Here is a 19,891-nt window from a genome sequence, read left to right as displayed (position 1 = left end):
GCGTTATCCCCCATTACTCGGCACGTTCCGATGCATTACTCACCCGTTCGCCACTCGCCACCAGGAGCAAGCTCCCGTGCTGCCGTTCGACTTGCATGTGTAAAGCATGCCGCCAGCGTTCAATCTGAGCCAGGATCAAACTCTTCAGTTCAATCTTTAGCTAATTTCGTACTTTGGCACGCAAGATTAAAGAACCAGTGGTCCTTCTCTTGCAGTGCAAGTGTCGGCTTCGGCCAGACACTCACACCTATCGGTTGTTCGTTTTGTTAAAGAGCAGTGCTGTCGGCGCCGTGTTTCGTTTGCGTCGTCAGCTGAGGAGGCGAACTATACCGCCACCCCACAGACCCGTCAAGCCTTTTTGCAAAAAAAGGGACCGCCAGGCGGTCCCTTCCTTATATGCGTTTACATGACAGGCCGCCAACGGCGGGATCAATGCTCGCTGCGGCTCGGCCCGCGCGTCGACCCGCGCTCGATCAGGCGTCCGTTCAATACGACACGACGTATCGGCAAACTGGCATCCTCCAGCCGCGCCAGCAACATCTCCATGGCGATCTGGCCGATCTGATAGACCGGCTGTTCGATGACGGTCAAGCCTTCGCCCACCAGCCCCGTCCATATCTCGTTATCGAAACCGGCCAACCCCATGCGCGCCGGGATGGAAACCCCCGCCGCGCGCAATGCGCGCAACGCCCCCAGCAGCATCAGGCCATTACTGGCCAGCAGCGCATCAGGCGGAGTCGCCTCCTTCAACCACTGCGCGACAGCCAGTTCGGCCGCCTCTGCCGTCGGAGCGACGAAACGTCCACCGCTCGGCAGCCCCCGCAGCTTGAGCGCCTCTTCGTAACCGCCATTGCGCTCCGAGCCGGTAGTACTCGTATTGCCGAACAAGGCGCCGATACGGCTATAGCCGCGATCCAGCAGATGTTCAACCAGCTGGATCGATGCCAGTCGATTATCCAGCAGCACGGCATCCGCCTGCCCCGCCGGTCCGGTGCGGTCTATCATGACCATAGGAAAATCGAATCCCGCGACATTGAAATGCTGCGAAGTTTCGCGCGTCGGAGAAAAGATCACTCCGCTCACGCGTTCTTCCTGCATCAGGCGCAGGTACATCGCTTCCTTTTCCGGATTCTCGTCGGTGTTGCACAAGATGACACGCATTCCAGCCTGGTAGGCCGCGTCCTCCACCGCCCGGCTGACTCCGGTAAAAAACGGGTTGCGTATATCCGACACCACGAGACCGACGGTCTGCGAATGTTGGGAGCGTAAGCGGCGTGCCGACAGATTGGGCCGATACCCCAGATCAAGAACGGCCCGTTCAACCCGCGCCCGCAGCTCGGCACTTACCGGACCGTTGCCGAGAACGCGCGACACCGTTGCCACCGACACGCCTGCCGCGCTTGCTACGTCTTTGATTTTTACGCTCATGGTATCTGATAACGATTACAGCGATAGGATTAAGACTAATGGTCGTCCACTCACCCCATGAATGTCAACCAGAATAGGTTGCTGCGGTGCATCACGCCAAAATGCAACAGCCCGCCATGATTATTTCTGCACCCGTTCTTGACAGCCGTGATGTAATCGATTTCAATTGAATCACGCTCGATATACCCATGAGATAGAGAAGACGATATGTCACAACCCCTCATCCGCACCGAATTGATCCGTCTGGCGGGTTCGCCCCAGAATAAAACCGAAGCCATCGCCGAAGTCGGCAACCTGCTCGCCGATCTGGGCTACGTCGACCCGGCCTATGTCGACAGCCTGCTGCGGCGCGAGACCGTGGCCAATACCTTTCTCGGTCACGGCGTTGCCATTCCGCACGGCATGATCGAAGACCGCCACATGATCCGCGAGACCGGGATTGCGGTACTGCAGGTGCCGCAGGGGCTGGAATGGAATCCGGGGCAAGTGGTGAACCTCATCGTCGGTATTGCCGCCAAGTCGGATGAGCACATCATGCTGCTGCGTCGTCTGACCCGGTTGATGCAGAAACCGGACGTTCTCGATCGCCTTTTCTCGACCGGGGATGCCAACGAACTGCTGCAGGCGCTCGACGACAGCGCCCCCGCCGCCGCCGCGCCCGCCGCCGCGCCGGCTCAGGATTTCGAAAAAGTCATAGGCTGGACCATGGACTACCCGAATGGTCTGCATGCCCGCCCGGCCGCCCGCTGGGTCGAAGCCGCCCGCGGTTTCGATGCCGAAATCCAGATCCGTCATAACGACGAAACCGCCAACGCGAAAAAACTGGTTGCACTGCTGCAACTGGGAATCCAGCATGGCGACCGCCTGCACATCTCGGCCAAGGGGCCGGATGCCGAAGCCGCCCTGTCCGCCATGCGCGATACGGTCACCCGCATTACGGCCCAGGAACAGGCCGATGCGGCAGCGGCCAAACTGAAGCAACAGAATGCCGACCGTCAGGGCTGGAATGTCCCGGATGGTCTCGTTTCCTTCGGGGGCATCAGCGCGAGCCCCGGACTTAGCATCGGCCGGACCCGTGTACTCAGAAGCGGTCCGCTCGATATCGTCGATACGCCTTGCACGCTGGCCGAGGGGGGCGCCCTGCTCGATCGCGCGCTGGCCGCCACCCGCGACGAACTCGACTCGATGGCGGCGGACACCGCGGTGCGTCTTGGGGCGACGGAATCGCATATTTTCCGCGCGCAGGCCGAGTTGATCGCAGACGGTGGGCTGATCGCCCTGACCTGCCAGCACATGGTAGAAGGCCACGGCGTAGCCTGGTCCTGGCATCATGCGATCGACCACCAGGCATCGCGCCTGGCGGCCCAGGGCAATGCCCTGCTCGCCGGCCGTGCGGCCGACCTGCGCGATGTAGGCCGCCGCGTACTGGCCCGCCTGCAAGACATCCCGGAACAGGCGAGCGATCAGATCAACGGCACCGACGAGACAATTCTGATCGCCGCCGATCTCGCCCCGTCCGACACGGCGACGCTGGACCCGAAGCGCGTACTCGGGCTCTGCACCGCACAAGGCGGACCGACTTCGCACACCGCCATTCTTGCCCGTACCCTGGGCCTGCCTGCGATGGTCGCCGGTGGACCGGCACTGCTGGAGATCGCGGATGGCACCACCGCCATCCTCGACGGCAATAGCGGCCGTCTGTATCTCGATCCCGGCGAAGACGTTCTGGCCGAAGCGCGGAAATGGCAGCAGGAGCAAAGCGCGCTCCGCGCCCAGCAGGCGCAGGAACGCGCGCTGCCGGCCCAGACGCGCGATGGACACCGCGTCGATATCGGCGCCAACGTCAACCGTCCCGAGAAGGTCGCCGACGCGCTCGATGCCGGGGCGGAGGGCATCGGTCTGATGCGCACCGAATTCCTGTTTCTGGAACGCAACGATGCCCCGGACGAGGAAGAGCAATTCCGCACCTATCTCGGCATGATCAAAGCCGCCGCCGGTCGCACCGTCATCATCCGCACACTCGACATCGGCGGCGACAAGCAAGTGCCCTACCTGGACCTGCCGCACGAAGAGAACCCCTTCCTCGGGGTCCGCGGCGCACGCCTGCAGCTGCGGCGGGCCGAATTGCTCGAACCGCAGTTGCGCGCCCTTTACCGCGCGGCCAAGGAAGGCCCGCTTTCCATCATGTTCCCGATGGTGACCTCGCTCGACGAAATCCAGGCACTGCGTGCGGCGTGCGAACGCGTGCGCAACGATGTCGGCGCCCCGCAGGTACCGCTCGGCATCATGATCGAAGTCCCGGCGGCGGCCGCGATGGCGGACCGGCTCGCACAGCACGTCGACTTTTTCTCCATCGGCACCAACGATCTGACGCAATACACGCTGGCCATCGACCGCCAGCATCCCGAGCTCGCCGCTCAGGCCGACGCCTTGCACCCTGCCGTGCTGCGCCTGATCCAGCATACGGTGAAAGGGGCGCATGCCGCCGGAAAATGGGTCGGCGTCTGCGGCGGTCTGGCAGGCGATCCGCTCGGTGCAGCGGTGCTCACCGGCCTCGGAGTCGACGAGCTGTCCATGAGCCCGCGCGATATCGCGCCCGTCAAGGCACGTCTGCGCGCCAGTACCCATACCCAGCTGGAAGCCATGTCGCTGCGCGCACTCGACTGCGATAGCGCGGCACAGGTCCGCGCCCTGGAGGAGTCGCTCTCATGAGCCAGACCATCGTCACGGTGACACTGAATCCGGCCATCGATCAGACCGTGATTCTGGATGCCTTGCGCCCGGGCGCCGTCAATCCGGCGCGCGCGGTGACCTTCAACGCCGGCGGCAAAGGCGTCAACGTCGCCGGCTGTCTGGCTGACTGGAAAGCCTCCCGTATCGTCGCCACCGGCCTGCTCGGACGCGGAAACGCCGACGTCTTTGAAACGATGTTCCGCGACAAGGACATCGTCGACGCCTTCATCCGCCAGGAGGGTCTGAACCGGGTCAATATCAAGCTCGTGGACAGCAGCAACCACGACACGACCGATATCAACCTTCCGGCGGGCCCCACCGATAGCGAGGCTTTTCCGAAATTGCTCGAGCGCCTGCAACAACTGGCCGGCTCCGGGCATTACTTTGTCCTCTCCGGCAGCCTGCCTACCGGGCTGCCGGATGACACCTATATCCAGTTGCTGCAGACCCTGCGCGAGCGCGGCGCATGGGTTCTGCTCGACACCAGCGGCGAAGCGCTCGGACGCGTACTGCGCGGCCCGGCCGCATCGTTGCCGATGTGCATCAAGCCCAATCGCAGCGAACTGGAACAGCTGACCGGCCGCGCGCTGCCCACCCTGAGCGATGTCGCCGCCGAGGCGGCGAAACTGCTGGCACAGGGCATAGAAAAAGTCGTGGTCTCCCTAGGCGGCGATGGCGCCCTGTTCGTCGATGCGGACGGCGCCTGGCATGCGCAGCCCTTGCCCCTTTCCATCATCAGCACCGTGGGGGCGGGCGACGCGATGGTCGCCGGTCTGATTGCGGGTATCAGCGCGGGACAGTCGTGGCCCGACTGCGCCCGGCTCGCTGTCGCGTTCGCCAGCGGCAAGCTGGCACAAATCGGGCCGCATCTGCCCGAACACAAAGAACTGGAGCGCCTCGCGCATTCGGTTCAATTAGCTCGTTTGGAAAATTGAAGTCACGCTCAGAGACAACGGTTCAAACGAAGGGGTCCACCCTTCAATAACGTGAGGAGAAGCACGATGGCTCACCTGCTGGCAGTCATATCCTGCCCGGATCAAACTACCCAGTCCCTGCTGGCTGGCGAAGCGCTTCGCCAGGCCGCCCAGAAACAAGGGCACAGCATCGATATCGAAACGCGCAGCGGCTCGGGCGTGCAAAACCGCATCGAATCGGCCGCCATTGCCCGCGCCAGCGCCGTCATCCTGATCGGCGAAGGCGCAGTCGAAGCCGAACGTTTCACCAAGCTGAAAAACCAGTTCGGCACCTTGCAAGCCGTGCTCGACGACGCGTCCTCTCTCGTGGCCGAAGCGGCAAAGGGCGAAGCGGCGCCTTCTGCAGCGGCGCTTTCCATCGTGGCGATTACATCCTGCCCGACAGGCATCGCCCACACCTTCATGGCAGCCGAAGGGCTGACCCAGGGGGCGGCCGAGCTCGGTCACAAGATCAAGGTGGAAACCCAGGGTTCCGTCGGCGCGCAGAATACGCTGACGGCAGCTGAAATCGCGGCGGCAGACCTGGTCATCATCGCTGCCGACACCCAAGTCGATCTGACCCGCTTCGGCGGCAAGCGTCTGTACCAGACCGGAACCAAAGGCGCGATCGGCAACGGCGCCGAGCTGGTGAAAACCGCGATTGCACAAGCCAAGAAGGCCGCTGCTCCGGATTTGCTGGATCAGGCCCAGGCAGCCAAGAGCGAAATGTCGGCACAGCGCACCGGACCCTACAAGCACTTGATGACCGGCGTGTCCTTCATGCTGCCCTTCGTCGTCGCTGGCGGTATCATGATTGCGCTGGCCTTCGCGCTGGGCGGCATCTATGCCTTCGATGACGCGCACAAGGGAACGCTGGCCTGGGCTCTGTTCCAGATCGGCGCCAAATCGGGCTTCGCCCTGATGGTTCCCATTCTGGCAGGCTATATCTCCTACTCCATTGCGGACCGCCCAGGGATCACCCCGGGCATGATCGGCGGCATGCTGGCCGCCAGTCTCGGCTCCGGCTTCCTCGGCGGCATCATCGCCGGTTTCCTCGCCGGTTACACCACCGACTTCCTCAACCGCCATATCAAGCTGCACAAGCATCTCGATGGCTTGAAGCCGGTTCTGATCCTGCCGGTGCTGGGTTCACTGATCGTAGGTCTGCTGATGATCTATGTGATCGGCGATCCGGTCGCGGCCGTCCTCACCTCGCTGCAAAATACCCTGAAGGGCATGCAAGGTAGTAGCGCCGTATTGCTGGGCGCACTGATCGGCGCCATGATGGCCTTCGACATGGGCGGTCCGGTCAACAAAGCGGCCTATGCCTTCAGCACCGGCCTGCTCGCCAGCCAGATCTACACTCCGATGGCTGCGGCCATGGGCGCCGGCATGACCCCGCCGCTCGCCCTGGCTCTCGCCACCGTATTGTTCAAGGATCGCTTTACCCGCGACGAACATGAAGCAGGCAAGGCCGCAGCCGTTCTCGGCATCTCCTTCATCACGGAAGGTGCGATCCCGTTTGCCGCACGTGACCCGTTGCGAGTGATCCCGGCCCTGATGATCGGCTCCGCCGTGACCGGCGCGCTATCGATGCTGTCGGGTGTCGAACTGAAAGTTCCGCATGGCGGGATCTTCGTGCTGCCGATCCCGAATGCGGTCACTCATCTGGGCGCCTACCTGCTGGCCCTGCTGATCGGTACCGCCGTCGGCGCAGTGCTGCTGCGCGTTCTGAAAAAACCGGTACCGCAAAACGCCTGATCCACTGATCTGACCGTCGTCCACGCACCGCGGCAGGGAGGCATCGCCTTCCTGCCGCGCCCGTTTCCATCCCGCCGACATGGCGATCCGCCCACGGCCGTGCGCTTTCTGCTACCCTCTATATCCTGTAAGCCTTACTTCCGGAATAGCAGGCAGGCGGATACCATGCTCAAGTTTGACGTACTCATCATTGGCAGTGGACTGGCGGGAATGACGCTGGCGCTGCATCTGGCCGAAAAGCGAAAAGTCGGTCTTATCACCAAATGCGACTTGCTGGATGGCAGTTCCAGCTACGCCCAAGGCGGCATCGCCGCGGTCCTGGATACCGAGGATTCGGTAGAGGAACACATCCGCGACACGCTGATCGCCGGCGGCGGCATCTGCAACGAAAACACGACCCGCTTCATCGTCGAACACTCGTCGGAAGCCATCAACTGGCTGATCGCCCTGGGGGTGCCCTTCACCCGCGACGAAACCAACCGCACCGGCTACCACCTTACCCGCGAGGGCGGCCACAGCCACCGCCGCATCATCCACGCCGCCGACGCGACCGGTGCCGCCGTGACCTCGACGCTGGGACTGAAAATAAGGGCCCACCCGAACATCACGCTACTCGAAGAACATATTGCGATCGACCTGATCACCTCGCGCAAGCTGGGCATCGACGGCAAGCGCTGTTTTGGGGCCTATGCACTGGACAAGAGTGCCGACGCCGTCGTGTCCATCGCCGCCCAGAGCACCATCATCGCCAGCGGCGGCGCAGGCAAGGTCTATCTGTACACCACGAACCCCAATACCGCGACCGGCGACGGCATCGCGATGGGCTGGCGGGCCGGGTGCAGCGTCGGCAATATGGAATTCATCCAGTTTCACCCGACCACGCTCTACCACTCGCACAGCGAGTCGTTCCTGATTTCGGAAGCCGTGCGCGGTGAGGGCGCGATTTTGCGCCTGCCCGACGGCACGCGCTTCATGCCGCAGCACGACCCGCGCGCCGAACTCGCCCCGCGCGACATCGTCGCGCGCGCGATCGACTTTGAAATGAAGCGGCATGGTCTCGACTGCGTCCATCTCGATATCTCTTACAAGCCGGCTGAATTCATCAAAGAACACTTCCCGACCATCTACGCGCACTGTCTGGATCTCGGAATCGACATCACGCGCGAGCCGATTCCAGTCGTCCCGGCCGCCCACTACACCTGCGGGGGCCTGATCACCGACCTCAAGGGACGCACCGATGTCGACGGGCTGTACGCGGTAGGCGAAGCGGCTTGCACCGGCCTGCATGGAGCCAACCGCCTGGCGAGCAACTCGCTTCTGGAATGCCTGGTCATCGGCAAGGCGGCGGCAGAAGACATCATCGCGCAGAGGGATATCGCGCTGCCGGCCATTCCCGACTGGGACGACAGCCGGGTGACAGACCCGGATGAGTCGGTCGTGATATCGCACAACTGGGACGAACTCAGACGCGCGATGTGGGACTACGTCGGCATCGTTCGCACCAACAAGCGACTCGAGCGCGCCTTGAACCGCATCAAGCTGTTGACCGAGGAAATCAACGAGTACTACAGCCATTTTCACGTCAGTAACGACCTGATCGAATTGCGCAATCTGGTGCAGACGGCCGAGTTGATCGTCCGCTCCGCACTCGCGCGCAAGGAAAGCCGCGGCCTGCATTTCAGCCGCGACTTCCCGGACACTCTGCCGCAAGGCAAGGAGACCGTACTCACCCCCGAGTGAGTTTGCCGGCGCGGGCCCACGACCGCGCCGGGTTTGTAAGCCGCAAAACCATTCCAATAAAGAGAGACGGAGAGATCATCATGGATGAGCAGCTGCGACAAAGTGCACTCGAGTACCATCAGTTCCCCACCCCTGGCAAGATCCAGGTCGCGCCGACCAAACCCCTGGCCACGCAACGCGATCTGGCGCTGGCCTACTCTCCCGGCGTCGCCGCCGCCTGCGACGCCATCGTTGACGATCCGCTCAACGCCTACAAATACACCGCGCGCGGCAATCTGGTAGCGGTCATATCCAACGGCACCGCCGTGCTCGGCCTGGGCAATATCGGCGCGCTGGCCGGCAAACCGGTGATGGAAGGCAAGGGGGTGCTGTTCAAGAAATTCGCCGGCATCGATGTGTTCGATCTCGAGGTCAACGAGCTCGATCCTGATCGCCTGGTCGATATCATTGCATCGCTGGAACCGACCTTCGGCGGCATCAACCTTGAAGACATCAAGGCCCCCGAATGCTTCACCATCGAGAAGAAGCTGCGCGAGCGCATGAAAATCCCGGTATTCCATGACGATCAGCACGGCACTGCGATCATCACTGCCGCCGCCGTGCTCAATGGCTTGCGCGTGGTCGGCAAGAAAATGGAATCGGTCCGGCTGGTCACCTCCGGCGCAGGCGCCGCCGCCATCGCCTGTCTCGACCTGCTCGTCGCGCTCGGCGTACAGCGCGCCAACATCGTTGTTTGCGACTCCAAGGGGGTGATCTTCGAAGGCCGCGACCCGCGCTTCGACGAGTCCAAGCAACGCTACGCCATCGCCGATAACGGGCTGCGAACCTTGAAAGATGCGATTCGGGGTGCCGACATCTTCCTCGGCGTATCCGGTCCGCGCCTTGTCACAGCGGAAATGGTCAAATCGATGGGGACGCAGCCGCTGATCCTGGCACTGGCCAATCCGGAACCGGAAATCCTGCCGCCGCTGGCAAAAGAAGCGCGCCCCGACGCGATCATCTGCACCGGCCGCTCCGATTTCCCCAATCAGGTCAACAACGTCCTGTGCTTCCCCTTCATTTTCCGTGGCGCACTCGACGTCGGTGCCACCACCATCAATGAAGAGATGAAGCTTGCCTGCGTGCGCGCCATTGCCGACCTGGCAATGGCCGAGCAGTCCGATGTCGTCGCCAGCGCCTATGGCGGCGAACAGGAACTGACCTTCGGCCCCGACTATTTGATCCCCAGACCCTTCGACCCGCGCCTGATCGTCAAGATCGCACCGGCCGTGGCGCAAGCGGCGATGGACTCCGGCGTCGCCACCCGCCCCATCGCGGACATGAACGCCTATATCGAGCAGTTGGCCCAGTTCGTCTACAAGACCAACCTGTTCATGAAGCCGGTGTTCAGTCAGGCACGCACCGACAAGCGCCGCGTGGTGCTGGCCGAAGGCGAGGATGAGCGCGTACTGCACGCGACGCAGGAAATCGTGTCGCAAGGACTGGCCGAGCCGATACTGATCGGACGGCCGAGCGTGATAGAGAAACGCATCGCCAAGCTCGGCCTCAAGCTGGTCATCGGCCAGGATTTCCAGCTGGTGAATAACGAATCCGACCCGCGCTTCAACAACTACTGGCAGGACTATTATGCCCTGAGCAAGCGTCGGGGCGTTTCACAAGAACACGCACGCCGTCGCGTCATCGCCAGCACCACGCTGATCGGCGCGCTGATGGTCAGGCGCGGCGAAGCCGATGCGCTGATCTGCGGCACCTTTGGTGGCTTCCGGCAACACTTCGACATCGTGCGCGAAGTCCTCGGCTACAATAACGAGGAGGGGCTGGCCGCATCGATGAATGCGTTGATGCTGCCCAACGGCAATATCTTCATAGCAGACACCTATGTCAACTCCGACCCCGACGCCGAACAGATCGCCGGAATCACGGCGATGGCGGCCACGGCCATGAAGCGCTTCGGCATCGTCCCCAAAGTCGCACTTTTGTCGAACTCGAGCTTCGGAACCATAGACTGCCCGTCCGCTCGCAAAATGCGCGACGCGCTGGAGTTGATCAAGGCGAGGCAACCGGAGTTGGAAATCGAAGGCGAGATGCAGGGCGACGCCGCACTGGTCGAGCATATCCGCAGCCAGGCCCTACCCGACAATCAACTCAAGGGCTCGGCCAATCTGCTGGTCATGCCGAATATCGAGTCGGCCAATATTTCGTACAACCTGCTGCGCGTGTCGGCAGCAGACGGTGTCACGATCGGTCCTATCCTGATGGGGATCGCCAAGCCGGTACACATCCTGACCCCGATATCGTCGGTACGCCGCATCATCAATATGGTCGCACTGGCCTGCGTCGACGCGCAGACCGTGCAGTAAACCCGGGCGGCGCCCGCCGGGCGCCGCCTTCGCCAACACGCAGGAGTGTATCGTGAACGCAGAATTCAACCCTTCGGACCCTTTCGCCCTGTTCCGCCAAATGCTGCAGAACGTGGCGCCCCCCGGGTCGCAAGCCTTCCTGCCTCCATTGAACGAGGCGGAGATCGACCGCAAGATCGGCGAATTGAAAGTGATAGAAGGGTGGCTAACCCTGAATCTCGGCATGTTATCGATGCAGATCAAGACTCTGGAAATGCAAAAAGCGGGGCTTGCCGCTCTCAAACCCAAGAACGAATGAGAGAGCGGCGCCTCCTGCCGCGTCAGCGGCGGTAAAGCGCCCCGACCGTACCGGGAACGGCGAACAGCACGACACTTTCCTTGCGATCGCCCGGCCGCGCCACTCTCAGCAGCGGCGAGAGGCCGGCTTTCTTGACCGCATCCGGCAACCAGCCTTCCCGGCTGTACACCAGCAAGTATCGGCATGAGGCCGCCGCAGCCGGATTGACTTCGATACGTCGCGTTACCAGACCATCGTAGTATTCGATTAGCGCGCGCTGCGGCTCGTCAAGTTGGTCGCTGGCGACGCAACTCTCGCTTGCCGCCTGTTGCAGCAGTGGACGCAGCTGCCCGAACGGGACCTGATAGCCCATGCCGATATCAACCGCCGGCAGCCACAAGGTAAAAGCAAGCGCCCAGATCAGGGTAATCATCCAGCACCAGCGCCACACCTGCCCGCCCATTCTCTCCGCCGGGGCCGCCCGCCACAATACGAGCAGCAGCGCCAGGGCCAGCCCTCCCCCAATCCAATAAGCGATAGCCCAGTGCGGCTGCCAGCCGGCAGTCCAGCGCGCGAGCGGGTGCGCCAAGGCGACGGGATGGCCGGTCGCGATATGGACGGCGACCAGCAACAGGCCGGCGGCGATCGCCGCTGCGGCCAGCGCCCAGAGGCGTCGCCCGCCCAGGGACAGATAGCCGCCGGGAGCGATCCCGGACACTGCCAGCAGGCACAGTGGCGCCAGCAACGGCATCGCATACAGCTCGCGTGCGTTGGCGGACACGGTCAGCACGACGAGCGCCACGGCAAACAAGGCCAGCGGTGCGGCCAGACGCCAGGCATCGCCCGAACGTCGCGCGCGCCAGACTCCATAACAAGCCAGAGGCAGGGTCGGGAACGCATACCAGGGCAAGGTTCGCAGATAAAACAGCTTGTCCGCGGCCGGCCCCAGGTGGTTGGTGCCGAAGAAACGGCCGAAGTTATTGGCGAAGAACCACAGATCAAACAACGCATGATCGCGGCGATAGAGCGCGATCATCCACAGCAGCGGCAGCGGCAGCCCTACGATGCAGGCGACGGCGAGGCTCGTCAGGTAGCGTCGGCTACGATAGCCGGCACTGCACAGGGGCAATGACAGGGCGCATAAACCGAGCATCCCCGGGCCGAGCAGGCCCTTGCTGAGCATGGCGGCCGCGGCCCCCAGGCCGAGGGCCACGCCGCCAGCGACAGGCTTCTGCGGCGCAAGAAGCAGACCGTACAGTCCCCAGGCGATGCCGGCAAACAGGGCGGTATCGGTGATCATCTGATGCGCGCGCACCGGAAAACCGAGCGTGCCGATCAGGACCAGCGGCGCCCACCAGGCGCCCCTTCCCCCATACAGCAGGCGGCCCGACAGATACGTCGCCCAGAATGCGAGGCCGAGATAAAGCGCGGTAGCCAGCCGTGCGGCATCGGGCAGCGACATCCAGCTGCCGAATGCATTTTCGAACAAGGCCGCGGTGATGTAGTACAGCGGCGGCTTCTCCATGAAAGGCTCGCCGGCAAGATAGGGCACGACCCAATCCCCGCTGTGCGCGACATGGTTGATGAGGCCAAAGCTGTAGGCACCGTCGGGCTTCCACGGCTCAAGGCCGAACAGGCCCGGCAACAGCCAGACCAGAAGCAAAAGCAGGGCGGCCAAACTGGCGGGAGATTCGGCGACGTCGATAGGACGGTGGGAGTGCATCATTGCTGTTATATAAGGGCGGATGGTTTTCCGAGCGCATACGATAACCTAGTCTGTCGCGGGAGAAAAGCCGAGCCGGGCGCACGCCTGCGCAAGCAGTCGGGAAAACTGTACTAGAGTTTGGTATAATGTCTGACAAGAAGGAATTCCGCCACTAACATAGCCAGGCGCCGTTTTACACAGTCTGCAGATTGGCCAAAATGAAACCGTTGACGCCCTCCGACTTGTTGTTTCAAATCGCCATCGGACGATTTTCCCGCCGCGACGGACTCGATGAATTCAAGCACCGCTTCAAATTCGCCCTGCGCAGTCTGCTGACGCTGCGCTCGACGCTGAAATGGCTGGCTGTCCTCTGTGCCGACCCGCGCCTGCTCGCACTCCTGCGGGTGCACCCGCGTCTGGCATGCAAGCTGCACCGCACCTATCTGCGCCGGGATCTCTCCCTGAGCGGCAAATTCGGCGTTTTACAGCAGCACTATGCGCTTGAGCTCGAACGTTTTCCCTGCACCCAGGGCGCTATCTTGCGGGGCGACGGAGAGCTTGAACTGGCCCGTATTCCCGGCAAGGACGGACAACACTACCTCATCGCGCTGACCCACCATCACCATTTCGACAAAGAGGGGGAACTCGCGCTCACCCTGTCCGACGAGGCGGGTATCGCGTTGGTGCAGATCACACTGACGCTGCTGCGCAATAGCGGCGACGGCGCGGAACTCTGGATCGGCGGATTGCAGGGCCCATCCCACCGTCACGGCCACGAATGCATCCGCGAGGCAACCAAGGCCCTGCATGGCCTTTTTCCGAAGCGAGTGGCGATGGAAGCCCTGATTGCTCTGGCCACCGCCTTGGGTATCACCTCGGTCCGCGCCGGCTGCAAAAGCGTCCATATCTATAATTCCTGGCGCTACCGCAAAAGCTTCGAAGCCGATTACGATGCGTTTTGGGAAGCGCTGGGAGGGCATGCCGACGGCTATGTCGCTTTCCGCCTTCCGCAGCCGCTGCAACGCAAGGGCATGGAAGAGATCGCGAGCAAGAAGCGCGCGGAGTACCGCCGCCGCTATGCCCTGCTCGACGATTTGAGCACGCAAGTGGCGCTCAGCCTCGCGTAATCGACGGCGGTGGTGCGCAGACGCGCGAGCCGCTAAAATGCACGGATGAACGCACCCAGCTTTATCCATCTCCGACTCCACTCCGAGTTCTCCATCACCGACGGCATCGTCCGGCTCGACGATGCCGTCAAGCGCGCACGGCAGTATTCGATGCCGGCCTTGGGCATGTCCGATCTGATGAATATCTTCGGCATGGTCAAATTCTACAAGGCCTGCCGCGAGCAGGGCATCAAGCCCATCATCTCGTGTGACGTCTGGCTGGAAAACGAGGAAGACCGCGACAAGCCCTTCCGCCTGATGTTGACGGTGAAAAATCGTGCAGGATACGGCAGGCTGTGCGTACTGCTGGCCGATGCCTTCACCCGCAACCAGTACCGCGGCCGCGCCGAGATCAAACGCGCCTGGCTGGAGGACGGCGACAACAGCGATCTGATCTGCCTGTCCGGAGCCCATCTCGGCGACGTGAGCGCCGCCTTGGCCAACGGCCAGCGCGACGAAGCGCTGCGCCGTGCCGCCTACTGGAGCGGCTTGTTCCCCGATTCCTTCTATCTGGAGTTGCAGCGCGTCGACAACCCCCAGATCGAAAACGTACTGCAGCAGACACTGTGGCTGGCTGGCGAGACCGGTCTCCCCGTCGTCGCCACGCATCCGATCCAGTTCATGGACACGGACGACTTCAAGGCGCACGAGGCCCGGGTCTGCATCGCGGAAGGCTATACCCTGTCGGACAAGCGCCGACCGCGACATTTCTCCGAATGCCAGTCCTTCCTCACGCAGGAAGCAATGCAAGAGCGCTTCGCCGACCTGCCCGAGGCGCTCGCCAATAGCGTCGAGATCGCCAAGCGCTGCAATATCAATGTGCAGCTCGGCAAGAACTACCTGCCCGATTTCCCGACTCCGCCAGGAATGACGCTGGACGACTATATGATCCAGCAGGCGCGCGAAGGGCTGGAAGTCCGCCTGAAAGCGCTCTACCCCGATCCGGCCATACTGGAAGCCAACCGTCCGCGTTACGAGGAAAGGCTCAAGTTCGAAACCGACACCATCGTGCAGATGGGCTTCCCCGGCTATTTCATGATCGTGGCCGACTTCATCAACTGGGCCAAGAAAAACGGATGCCCGGTCGGGCCGGGACGGGGATCGGGCGCGGGTTCGCTGGTCGCCTTCTCGCTCGGCATCACCGACATCGATCCGCTCGCCTACGCCCTGCTGTTCGAGCGCTTTCTCAACCCCGAACGGGTGTCGATGCCTGACTTCGACGTCGACTTCTGCCAGGACAACCGCTATCGGGTGATCGAGTACGTGCGGCAGGCCTACGGTGCCGATGCGGTCAGCCAGATCGCCACCTTCGGAACCATGGCGGCCAAAGCCGTGGTACGCGACGTGGGTCGCGTACTGGATCTGCCTTACACTTTCTGCGACCAGCTCTCCAAACTGATTCCGGCTGCTCCGGGCAAGCAGTACAGCCTGGACGACGCCATTGCGATGGAACCCGTCCTCAAGGAAAGGCTGGAGAACGAAGAAGAAGTTCGTCAGTTGTGGGAGCTGGCCAAGAAGCTGGAGGGGCTGACCCGCAATATCGGCATGCACGCAGGGGGGGTACTGATCGCTCCGGGCAAGCTGACCGACTTCTGCGCACTCTACCAGGCCAGCGGCGACGATGCCGTGTCGGTGTCGATGTACGACAAGGACGACGTCGAAAAAATCGGGCTGGTGAAGTTCGACTTTCTCGGCTTGCGCAACCTGACCATCATCGATCTGGCCGTGCGTTACATCAAGGCCCTCGACCCGGCCTTCGACACCGACCTCAATCTGCTCGAGTTCACGGATCCGGCCGCCTACCGCATCTTGCAGGAAGCCAACACCACGGCGGTGTTCCAGCTCGAAAGCGACGGCATGAAGCGGCTGCTGGAAAAGCTTCGCCCGGACCGTTTCGAAGACATCATCGCCGTGCTGGCCCTGTATCGTCCCGGACCACTTGGCTCGGGCATGGTGGACGACTTCATTCTGCGCAAGGCCGGCAAGCAGGAAGTCGATTATTTCCACCCCGACCTGACCGGCTGCCTCGACCCGACCTATGGCGTGATCGTGTATCAGGAACAGGTGATGCAGATCTCGCAGATCATCGGCGGCTACACGCTCGGCGGCGCCGACATGCTGCGCCGGGCGATGGGCAAGAAAAAAGCCGAGGAGATGGACAAGCACCGCGGGCTGTTTGTCGAAGGCGCGCTGAAAAAAGGCTACAAACAGGAACTGGCCGAGCATCTGTTCGACCTGATGGCAAAATTCGCCGAGTACGGCTTCAATAAATCGCACACCGCCGCCTATGCGGTTGTCGCCTACCAGACCGCCTGGCTCAAGGCGCACCACACGGCAGCGTTCATGGCGGCGACCATGTCGTCGGAACTGGACAATACCGACCAGCTGAAAGTCTTCTACGACGACTCGCTGGTCAACAAGCTCGTCTTCCTGCCCCCCGACGTCAACGAGTCGTTCTACCGTTTCGTGCCGGTCGACCGCCGCCACATCCGCTACGCCCTCGGCGCGATCAAGGGTACAGGAGAAGCGGCAGTTGAGCATATCGTCGCCGTGCGCCAGGCTACGGGCCCGTTCACCGGCCTGTTCGATTTCGCCCGCCGCACCGACAAAAAGATCGTCAACAAGCGCGTGATCGAGTCGCTGGTCCGCGGTGGCGCCTTCGATGCCATCGATCCGCACCGCTCCCGTCTGCTGGCCAATGTCTCGCTGGCGCTGGAGGCCGCCGATCAGGAAGCCGCCAATGCCAATCAGGGCGGCCTGTTCGACATGTTCGACGCGGCGGATGCGCCGACGGTATCGATGCAGGAAGTGCGTCCCTGGGATGCCGCAACCCAGTTGGCCGAAGAAAAACTGGCTATCGGCTACTATTTGTCCGGCCACCCGTTCACGGCTTACGAACGCGAAGTCCGCGGCTTCATCAAGACGCCGCTCAACCGCATCGGACCGCGCAAGGAGCCCCAGTTGCTGGCCGGTTTCGTTACCGGCATCCGGACCAAGGTCGGCAACCGCGGGAAAATGGCTTTCATCCAGCTCGACGACGGTAGCACCAAGCTCGAAGTCAGCGTCTTCGCCGAGGCCTGCGAGGCCAACCGTCACCGATTGCGGGAAGACCAGGTGCTGGTGATAGAGGGCAAAGTCAGCAACGACGACTTTTCCGGCGGCTTGCGCATCATCGCCGACAAAATCTACGAACTGGGCGAAGCGCGCAGCCGCTATGCGCGCAGCCTGCTGGTGCAGATGAACGGCAATGCCGATGTCGACCGATTTGCCGGACTGGTGACCCCCTACCGCAGCGAGGATGCCGGCTGCCCGGTACGCATCCTTTACCGTAACGACAAAGCGCAAGCCGAACTGATGCTGCCGCCGGAATGGGGGGTCCGTCTCGACGATGGCCTGCTCGGCTCGCTCAAGGAATGGCTGGGGGAGAAGGCGGTCAGAATCGTGTGGTGATCACACGCCCGGATAGACCACCGCGCGGCCTCGGCCGCGCTCCTTGGCCAGGTACAGCGCCTGGTCGGCCGCATCGAGCAGGGTTTCTTCATTGAAGACATCGTGCAGATGGCTGACGCCGACCAGGCCTGCGCTGGCCGATAGCGGCAGCGTCTCCCCCTGCCAGGCGACCTCCCCCGTGACGGCATGCACCAGTTTGGCTCCGACGTCCTGCAGCATCTCGGGCGCCAGTCCGGGAAACACGACCAGAAACTCTTCGCCGCCCCAGCGCCCGACGATGTCGCCGGTGCGCAGAGCACCTTGCAAGCGCCTGGCGGCTTCCTTCAGTACCGCATCGCCGGCCAGGTGCCCGTGGCTGTCATTGATCTGCTTGAAATGGTCCAGATCGAGCAAGGCGAGGGAAAAACTGCGGTTTTCGTGACGGCAGCGGGCATACGCGTGGTTGGCCATGTCGAGGATACCGCGCCGGTTGAGCACGCCGGTCAGCGCGTCGGTCAGCGCGGCCTCGCCGGCACGGCTCGCCAGATTCAAGGCCTGTTCGTGCGAAAAGCTCAGATAGCGCAAGGCGATGGTGGCTTCCAGCAGAAAAGCCAGGTCGACCAGCAATTTGCCGTCCTCTTCGCTGAAACGGTTCGCAGCGGGGTCGGCCACGCACAGTACACCGATCAGATGCCCCTCCGCGTTGCGCACCGGCTGGCCCATGTACGAACGCACATACGGCGGGTTGACCACATTGTAGGCACCACTGAAGCGTGCATCTGCCCGTGCGTCCTGGCACAGGATCAAGCTGCCCAGCTCGACCACCTGCTGACACATCGACTGCTCGCGCGGCAGCGTCTGCGGACGCATCCCCATGGGCGACATCATCACCTGGCTCTGGCCATCGATGATGGAAACATAGGCGATGGGAGCATTGAACAGGTGGCTGGCGAGACGTGTCGCCCGCAGAAAATCCTCTTCCTTTGGCCCCCCCAGCATCAGCATGCGGCGCAATGATTCCAGTCGCGCCTGTCCCTCCGACACGGCCCGCAGCTTGGTATGCAACATCCATCTCCTCCTTATTGCCCGTCACTTTGTCTAAGCCTACACCGAGATCACCCCGTCGCGTTGACATACGCAAAGGCATGGCCGCGCTCGCGCGCTTGACAGCATACCGCACCCCAGCTACGATGCAAACAAATGTCTACAACCGGACTAATGTTTGCAATGACTGAACGAGAGCGCGAAATCCTCGAACGAATACGGCAGGATCCGCTGATCCCGCAGCAAGCCCTGGCCGACCAGCTGGGCATCAGTCGCTCGGCGGTGGCCGGTCATATCATGAATCTGATGCAAAAGGGGCTTATCATAGGCAAAGGCTACGTTCTCGCCCAAAAGAGCTATGCAGTGGTGATAGGCGGCGCCAATATGGACATCGCCGGTTCGACCACCTCTGCCCTGCGCTTCTCTGACTCCAATCCGGGCACCGTGCGCAGCACCCCGGGCGGCGTCGCGCGCAACATCGCCGAGAATCTTGCCCGCCTCGGCTGCGACTGCCGCCTGATCAGCGCATTCGGAGACGACGCGCACGGCCGCATGCTCATCGAGAGCACACGCGCCGCAGGCGTCGACCTGTCGCCATCCCTGATCCTCCCCGACGCGGCCACCTCGACCTATCTGTCAGTGCATGGCCCGGACGGCGACATGGCGATCGCCGTCAACGACATGGGCATCCTCGACCGGCTGACCCCGGAACGCCTCGCGCCGCAACGAGACCTGTTGCGCCACGCCGCGCTGATCGTGGCGGATACCAATCTCGGTGAGGACGCGCTGGCATGGATTTTCGCCAATCGCGGCGACCGTCCGGTCTTCGTCGACACCGTGTCGGCCTTCAAGGCCGAGCGCATCCGCCCCTGGCTCTCCCACATCCATACCCTCAAGCCCAACCGCCTCGAAGCCAGCCAGTTGTCCGGCCTGCCTTTCGATTCGCGCGAACAGGCGCCCGCCGTCGCCGACTGGTTCCATCGTGCGGGTGTCAACCAGATCATACTCAGCGGCGGCGCCAATGGCTTGTACTACAGCAACGGCATCACACGAGGCTGGATGAACCCGCCGCACGTCGATATCGTCAGCGCCGAAGGCGCCGGCGACGCACTGATGGCCGGCCTCGCCTATGGCTGCTTGCAGCAGCACACACTGACCGAGAGCGTACGCTTTGCCCTCGGCTGCGCGGCGCTGACGCTGACCTCGGACAAAAACAATCACCCCGCTTTATCGCAAGCCGTCGTCGACAGTTTGTTGACGAAGTGCCTCGCTTAACCGCCTACCCTGCAGGAGCA

The 19,891-nt window shown here is 62.6% G+C and carries 12 protein-coding genes and 1 rRNA gene; 9 read left to right on the top strand and 4 right to left on the bottom strand.

The genetic code is table 11. The annotated features are described in order from the left end of the window. A 16S ribosomal RNA gene (locus G520_RS0111390) occupies window positions 1-151 on the bottom strand; the annotation flags it as partial. 278 nt (window positions 152-429) lie between these two features. Continuing rightward, a complete protein-coding gene (locus tag G520_RS0111385) occupies window positions 430-1,428 on the bottom strand; it encodes a LacI family DNA-binding transcriptional regulator (protein ID WP_028535773.1) in 999 nt (332 codons plus the stop codon). Between the two features lie 207 nt (window positions 1,429-1,635). Between G520_RS0111385 and ptsP the strand changes: the two genes are divergently transcribed. The 6 genes from ptsP (at window position 1,636) to G520_RS0111355 (ending at window position 11,273) form a co-directional block, all read left to right on the top strand. After that, entirely contained in the window at window positions 1,636-4,140 is a 2,505-nt protein-coding gene (gene ptsP / locus G520_RS0111380) for a phosphoenolpyruvate--protein phosphotransferase (RefSeq protein ID WP_028535772.1), read from the top strand. Continuing rightward, a complete protein-coding gene (gene pfkB / locus G520_RS0111375; RefSeq protein ID WP_028535771.1) occupies window positions 4,137-5,096 on the top strand; it encodes a 1-phosphofructokinase in 960 nt (319 codons plus the stop codon). The genes ptsP and pfkB overlap by 4 nt, the downstream gene beginning before the upstream one ends. A gap of 66 nt (window positions 5,097-5,162) precedes the next feature. Next, window positions 5,163-6,875 (top strand): PTS fructose transporter subunit IIBC, encoded by a 1,713-nt coding sequence (locus G520_RS0111370; protein ID WP_028535770.1) that lies wholly within the window; start codon window positions 5,163-5,165, stop codon window positions 6,873-6,875. A 165-nt stretch (window positions 6,876-7,040) separates the two neighbouring features. Further along, on the top strand, window positions 7,041-8,615 hold the full coding sequence (nadB, locus tag G520_RS0111365) for an L-aspartate oxidase (RefSeq protein ID WP_028535769.1): 1,575 nt from the start codon (window positions 7,041-7,043) through the stop codon (window positions 8,613-8,615). A gap of 80 nt (window positions 8,616-8,695) precedes the next feature. Next, a complete protein-coding gene (locus G520_RS0111360) occupies window positions 8,696-10,975 on the top strand; it encodes an NADP-dependent malic enzyme (protein ID WP_028535768.1) in 2,280 nt (759 codons plus the stop codon). 52 nt (window positions 10,976-11,027) lie between these two features. Beyond that, the gene (locus tag G520_RS0111355) at window positions 11,028-11,273 is read left to right on the top strand and encodes a PhaM family polyhydroxyalkanoate granule multifunctional regulatory protein (RefSeq protein WP_028535767.1); all 246 of its coding nucleotides are present in this window, start codon (window positions 11,028-11,030) and stop codon (window positions 11,271-11,273) included. A gap of 22 nt (window positions 11,274-11,295) precedes the next feature. Here the strand turns inward: G520_RS0111355 and G520_RS22525 are convergent, their stop codons facing one another. Further along, on the bottom strand, window positions 11,296-12,978 hold the full coding sequence (locus G520_RS22525) for an ArnT family glycosyltransferase (RefSeq protein ID WP_051229338.1): 1,683 nt from the start codon (window positions 12,976-12,978) through the stop codon (window positions 11,296-11,298). A 197-nt stretch (window positions 12,979-13,175) separates the two neighbouring features. Here G520_RS22525 and G520_RS22520 point away from each other — a divergent pair, with 197 nt between their 5' ends. Continuing rightward, a complete protein-coding gene (locus G520_RS22520) occupies window positions 13,176-14,084 on the top strand; it encodes a VirK/YbjX family protein (RefSeq protein WP_036666108.1) in 909 nt (302 codons plus the stop codon). A 45-nt stretch (window positions 14,085-14,129) separates the two neighbouring features. After that, window positions 14,130-17,573 (top strand): DNA polymerase III subunit alpha, encoded by a 3,444-nt coding sequence (gene dnaE / locus G520_RS0111340; RefSeq protein ID WP_028535766.1) that lies wholly within the window; start codon window positions 14,130-14,132, stop codon window positions 17,571-17,573. On the opposite strand, the gene G520_RS0111335 is transcribed toward dnaE, so the two are convergent. Further along, window positions 17,574-18,620: a sensor domain-containing diguanylate cyclase gene (locus G520_RS0111335; protein ID WP_028535765.1), complete on the bottom strand. Its 1,047-nt coding sequence runs from the start codon at window positions 18,618-18,620 to the stop codon at window positions 17,574-17,576. Window positions 18,621-18,779: 159 nt separating this feature from the next. Between G520_RS0111335 and G520_RS0111330 the strand changes: the two genes are divergently transcribed. Beyond that, window positions 18,780-19,871, top strand: a complete 1,092-nt coding sequence (locus G520_RS0111330; protein ID WP_028535764.1) for a PfkB family carbohydrate kinase — start codon at window positions 18,780-18,782, stop codon at window positions 19,869-19,871. Window positions 19,872-19,891: the final 20 nt, after the last annotated feature.

The organism is Paludibacterium yongneupense DSM 18731, assembly GCF_000422925.1.
Lineage (GTDB): Bacteria > Pseudomonadota > Gammaproteobacteria > Burkholderiales > Chromobacteriaceae > Paludibacterium > Paludibacterium yongneupense.
This window is presented reverse-complemented; position numbering and strand designations above follow the sequence as displayed.

Excerpts from the sequence above, each read along its gene's own strand:
- G520_RS0111385 (WP_028535773.1), bottom strand. The coding sequence starts at position 1,428 with ATGAGCGTAAAAATCAAAGACGTAGCAAGCGCGGCAGGCGTGTCGGTG.
- ptsP (WP_028535772.1), top strand. The coding sequence starts at position 1,636 with ATGTCACAACCCCTCATCCGCACCGAATTGATCCGTCTGGCGGGTTCG.
- pfkB (WP_028535771.1), top strand. The coding sequence starts at position 4,137 with ATGAGCCAGACCATCGTCACGGTGACACTGAATCCGGCCATCGATCAG.
- G520_RS0111370 (WP_028535770.1), top strand. The coding sequence starts at position 5,163 with ATGGCTCACCTGCTGGCAGTCATATCCTGCCCGGATCAAACTACCCAG.
- nadB (WP_028535769.1), top strand. The coding sequence starts at position 7,041 with ATGCTCAAGTTTGACGTACTCATCATTGGCAGTGGACTGGCGGGAATG.
- G520_RS0111360 (WP_028535768.1), top strand. The coding sequence starts at position 8,696 with ATGGATGAGCAGCTGCGACAAAGTGCACTCGAGTACCATCAGTTCCCC.
- G520_RS22525 (WP_051229338.1), bottom strand. The coding sequence starts at position 12,978 with ATGATGCACTCCCACCGTCCTATCGACGTCGCCGAATCTCCCGCCAGT.
- G520_RS22520 (WP_036666108.1), top strand. The coding sequence starts at position 13,176 with ATGAAACCGTTGACGCCCTCCGACTTGTTGTTTCAAATCGCCATCGGA.
- dnaE (WP_028535766.1), top strand. The coding sequence starts at position 14,130 with ATGAACGCACCCAGCTTTATCCATCTCCGACTCCACTCCGAGTTCTCC.
- G520_RS0111335 (WP_028535765.1), bottom strand. The coding sequence starts at position 18,620 with ATGTTGCATACCAAGCTGCGGGCCGTGTCGGAGGGACAGGCGCGACTG.
- G520_RS0111330 (WP_028535764.1), top strand. The coding sequence starts at position 18,780 with ATGACTGAACGAGAGCGCGAAATCCTCGAACGAATACGGCAGGATCCG.